Source organism: Nitratidesulfovibrio liaohensis, from assembly GCF_011682075.1.
GTDB lineage: Bacteria > Desulfobacterota > Desulfovibrionia > Desulfovibrionales > Desulfovibrionaceae > Cupidesulfovibrio > Cupidesulfovibrio liaohensis.
Genome location: NZ_VSMK01000239.1, coordinates 1 through 4,167, shown reverse-complemented (window position 1 = coordinate 4,167; position 4,167 = coordinate 1). Strand labels below are relative to the sequence as shown.

3 protein-coding genes are annotated in these 4,167 nt (G+C 70.3%); 1 reads left to right on the top strand and 2 read right to left on the bottom strand.

Annotated elements, in window-relative coordinates:
- Positions 1–548: 548 nt before the first annotated feature.
- The gene (locus FVW27_RS09295) at positions 549–1,226 is read left to right on the top strand and encodes a hypothetical protein (protein WP_167124565.1); all 678 of its coding nucleotides are present in this window, start codon (positions 549–551) and stop codon (positions 1,224–1,226) included.
- Positions 1,227–1,433: 207 nt separating this feature from the next.
- Here the strand turns inward: FVW27_RS09295 and FVW27_RS09290 are convergent, their stop codons facing one another.
- Both FVW27_RS09290 and FVW27_RS09285 read right to left on the bottom strand, forming a co-directional pair.
- Positions 1,434–2,357, bottom strand: coding sequence for a deoxyribonuclease IV (locus tag FVW27_RS09290; protein ID WP_167124563.1), 924 nt, complete (start codon positions 2,355–2,357; stop codon positions 1,434–1,436).
- Positions 2,358–2,832: 475 nt separating this feature from the next.
- Positions 2,833–4,167: dihydrolipoyl dehydrogenase family protein (locus FVW27_RS09285; RefSeq protein WP_167124561.1), on the bottom strand; the 1,335-nt coding region annotated here is incomplete at its 5' end.

Sequence of the window (4,167 nt, the reverse complement as noted above, 5' to 3'; positions counted from 1 at the left end):
TGCGCCATTCGCTGGCGGCCTTGCAGTCCGGCGGGCCGCGCATGGCGGACGTGGCGGGCGGCATCGGGTACATAGTGGGGCTGGCGGGCATCGCCCTGTGGGCCCGCTCGCGCCGCCGCTGACACCGGCAGGACCAGAAGACGGCAAGAATCCGGCCCGGCTCGCCTCTGCCCGCCCAGCCCAGCCCAGCCCAGCCCTGTCCAGTCCTGCCCAGTCCTGGCCAGTCCTGGCCAGACCAGTCCAGACCAGTCCAGATCAACCCTGACACGTCCTGACCAGACCGGCCCGCCGCCGCGCGCATGCCGCATACACTTTCGCACCACGCAGGCTCGCTCCGTTGGGCGGGCCTGTGCGGTGCGGCACCTGCCCTTCTGCCCCGCCGTTTCGACAATGCAGGCGTTTCGTCAGACATCCCGATCCGCCCATTCGACATGCCCGTCCGAAAGCGCCCTGCCCCGCGCACCGGGTTGCGCTTGCCCACGAAACCGCCTATGCACCTGCCGTTCGCGCCCAGCCGCGCGCCACGCAATCCACCACAGCGAGACACCATGGCCGCCCCCGACGCCAAGAAACTGAAAAAGCGCATCGCCGAAATTCGTCGCCGCAAGGCCGAACGGGCAATGGACCCCTTTTCGCAGCTCATCCACGATTTCTGCCGCCCGCTGCTGGCCGTGGCCGAAGAACTGAGCGGCCCGGAAAACGCCGTGAGCCTGGGCGTGTTTGCATGGAATGCGGCCTTCCTGCCCGACGAACGCTGGCAGGCCAACCTGCGCCTGTCGCTGGTGCGCTTCGACCTGACGGACGACGCGCAGGAGGCTCTGGAAGGCATCGTGGAGGAAATGATCCGCCAGAAGCGGCTGATGTTCCCGGATGATCGCCGGGTGGTGACCCGCTTCGACGTTACGGCGCGGGACGGCAAGGTGTTCGTGGAGGCGGCGCAGCGCACCGCCACCAAGGAACTGATGCCCCACCTGCGCCCGGAATACGCGGTAACCGCGCCCGGCACCCATGGGGCCGATATGCACACCGCAAATGCTGGCGAGGCTGGATGCGCGGGATGCCCCTCTGCCACGTCGGGGGGCTGCCCGTCTGCCGGAACTGGCGGAGCATGCCCGTCATCGGTGCAGCCGGGGTCGTTGTTGCCGGGGCAGGCTATGTCCCTGTCCACCACGGAAGAAGCCCCGGAAGCTTCCCCGGCAGGCGATACCGCCAGCGGCAAGGACTGACGCGTTCCGCACCCACGGCCAGCCGTTTATCCATGGCGACCGGTGCGCCCCGCTCCCGTCTTTCGCCTGCCCTGCGGTGGGGCGGATTCCGCCACCCTGACCGGCACGTCCGTGCCTGTCTGGCACGTCCGGCCTGTCCTGCCAGTCCGGCATGTCCGGCCTATCCGGCACTTCCGGCGCCTCCGCCCCGCCTGCCCGGTGCGCGCCCTAGTCCTTCAGCCCGTCCACGTCGCGCGCGGCCTCGTTCGGGTCATCACCCGCAGCAATACGGCGCAGCACCCGCAGGTTGCGGCGATCCTCGGCCAGATCCTTGCCCTTGTGCGTTTCCAGTACCATGGGGTGCCCGGCAAAACGCGGGTCGCGCACCAGCCGGGCAAACCCGGCGGCCCCCACATGGCCCAGCCCGATGTGGGCGTGCCTATCACTGTGCGCACCGCATGGCGTGGCGCTGTCATTAACGTGGAACAGACGCACCCGCCCAAGCCCCACCGCACCGTCCACCGCCGCCATCAGCCGTCTGTAGCCTTGCTCCGTGGCCAGGTCGTATCCGGCGGCGCAGGCGTGGGCCGTGTCGATGCACACCCCCAGCCGCTCGCGGGCCGGGCAGGCATCCATCATGCGCCCAAGGTCCTCCACGTCGCCCCCGAGGCAGGTGCCCTGTCCGGCGGTATTCTCCAGCAGCACGCCCACGCCATCGGCATGGGGATGCAGGCGCCCCGCCACGTCGAAGGCTGCTGCAAGCCGCTCGGCCACACGGCGCACGCCGCGTTCCACGCCCTGCCCGCCGCTGCCTTCCATGTGCGCGCCGGGATGCAGCACCACCCACGGGATGCCCAGCAGGCCGCACCGCCCGATCTCTGCGGCCAGCCCGCGCACCGAGCGTGCTCCGGCGTCCTCATCGGGCGAGGCGAGGTTGAACAGGTACGAGGCGTGCGAGGCCACGAATCCTCCGCCCCAGGCGGCCACGGCGGCACGAAAGCGTGCGGCGTCGCCATCCGAAGGGCAAGGCACCTCCCACCGCCGCTGGTTGGCGGTGAACACCTGCAAGGCCTGCGCTCCCACCGCCACGGCGTGGTCCACCGCGCGCCAGAGCCCCCCGGCAACGGACATGTGCGCTCCGAACTGCGGCATTGCTCAGTACCCCGTAACATTGAATGTTGTCCGCAATGGCGCCGCGCATGGCGCACCGCGCACCGCCGCATCTCCGTTTCGCGCCGGTCTGCCTCACTCCGTGCGGCTTCGCACCCCCATACCGCTACCCGCAGACACGATGCACCATCGCGGGGCGGCAAACCCCCATGGCGCACGGACCCCCCACCTGCATGGCGGCACGATCCACGCACCGAGCATGGAGCCCCTACCACATTCCCTACCAACAGATTTAGCGTTCCGCCCAATATCGCACAGTGCATGAGCGTGCTAGACAGGCATCATCGAAGGAAGCCGCGAACCGCGAGCACCTTCCCGAACATGCCCCCGGAACAGCCCCCGGAGACGGTACCCCCGCTTCTGCCACCGTCTCCGGGGGCACTTTATTGCCCGCCGCGCGGCAACATGACGCCGCCTTGGCGACCGGACTCATGACGCCGCCTTGGGCGGCTGGGCATCACCCCCGGTAGCCGAACAGCAGGCGCAGCAACCTGCGCGCCCCGGCGGAAAACAGCACCCGCGACACCACGTTGCCCGCCGCGCGGGCCGAAATCTCGCCCAGCGTGGGATAGGGATGCACGGCCCCGGCCAGCGCGGAAAGGCGCACCCCGCCGCCCAGAACCGCCACCCATTCGTTCAGCACCTCGCCCGCGTGCGGCCCCACGGCCTGCACGCCCAGCACCTTGTTGCTGCCCTTGCGCAACACCAGCTTCAGGCGGCCTTCGGGTGTGCCTTCGGTCAAGGCGCGGTCGTTGGCGGCAAAGGGCTCCACATGCACGTCCACGGGCAGGCCGCGTTCGGCGGCCATGCGCTCGTTGCAGCCCACGGATGCCAGCTCCGGGTCGGTGAAGGTGCACCACGGCATGCGCGCATGGTCCGCCCGGCGCGGCAGGCGCAGCACCGCATTGGCCACCACAACCCCGGCCTCGTGCCCTGCCGCATGGGTGAACTGCCAGTCGCCGGTCACGTCACCCGCCGCGAAAATGTGCGGCTGGCTGGTGCGCATGCGCTGGTCCACGCTGATGCCGCCGTGTTTTGCGGTGGTCACTCCCGCCGCCGCAAGGTCCAGCCCGGTGATTTCCGGCGTACGGCCCAGGGCCGCCAGCAACCGGTCCGCCCGGACCACGAGCGGGCCGCGTCCCTCGCCCTGGGGAAGCTCCAGTTCCGCCTCCACGCACGTCCCGGCTGCGTCATTTCCGCCCGGTCCAGCTGACGCCGCGCGCAGCATCTTCACCGTGGCCCCGGTCAGCACGCGCACCCCGTCGGCGGCCAGGGCGGCGTGCACCACCCCAGCCATGTCCGCATCGTCGCGCGGCAGAATGCGCGGGCCGCGCAACACCATGGTCACCTGCGACCCCAGACGGGCAAAGGCCTGGGCCATCTCGCAGGCCATGGGGCCGCCACCCAGCACCAGCAGAGAGGCGGGCAGCGCATCCAGCGAAAAGAGTTCCCGGTTGGTCAGGAAAGGCACGGAGTCCAGCCCCGGCAGGGGCGGCAACTGCGGTGAGGAACCCGTGGCCACAAGGATGCGGGCGGCGCTTACCCGCCGCCCGCCGATGTCCACGGTATGCGGGTCGCAAAAGTGCGCCGGGCCGAAGCGCACGTCCACCCCCAGCCCGGTGAAGCGTTGCGGGGAATCGTGACGCTGGATCACGGCCTGCACCTCGCGGATGCGCCGGGCCACGGCGGCGAAATCCACCGGGGCCAGTTCCGGCGCGGGCAGGCCGAAGTACGCGGCGCGGCGCATGACATGACGCGCCCGGGCCGTGGCCAGCAGGGTCTTGCTGGGCAC

What these genes read in the sequence shown, in the direction of transcription:
- FVW27_RS09295 (WP_167124565.1), top strand. Translation starts at nt 549, where the DNA reads ATGGCCGCCCCCGACGCCAAGAAACTGAAAAAGCGCATCGCCGAAATT.
- FVW27_RS09290 (WP_167124563.1), bottom strand. Translation starts at nt 2,357, where the DNA reads ATGCCGCAGTTCGGAGCGCACATGTCCGTTGCCGGGGGGCTCTGGCGC.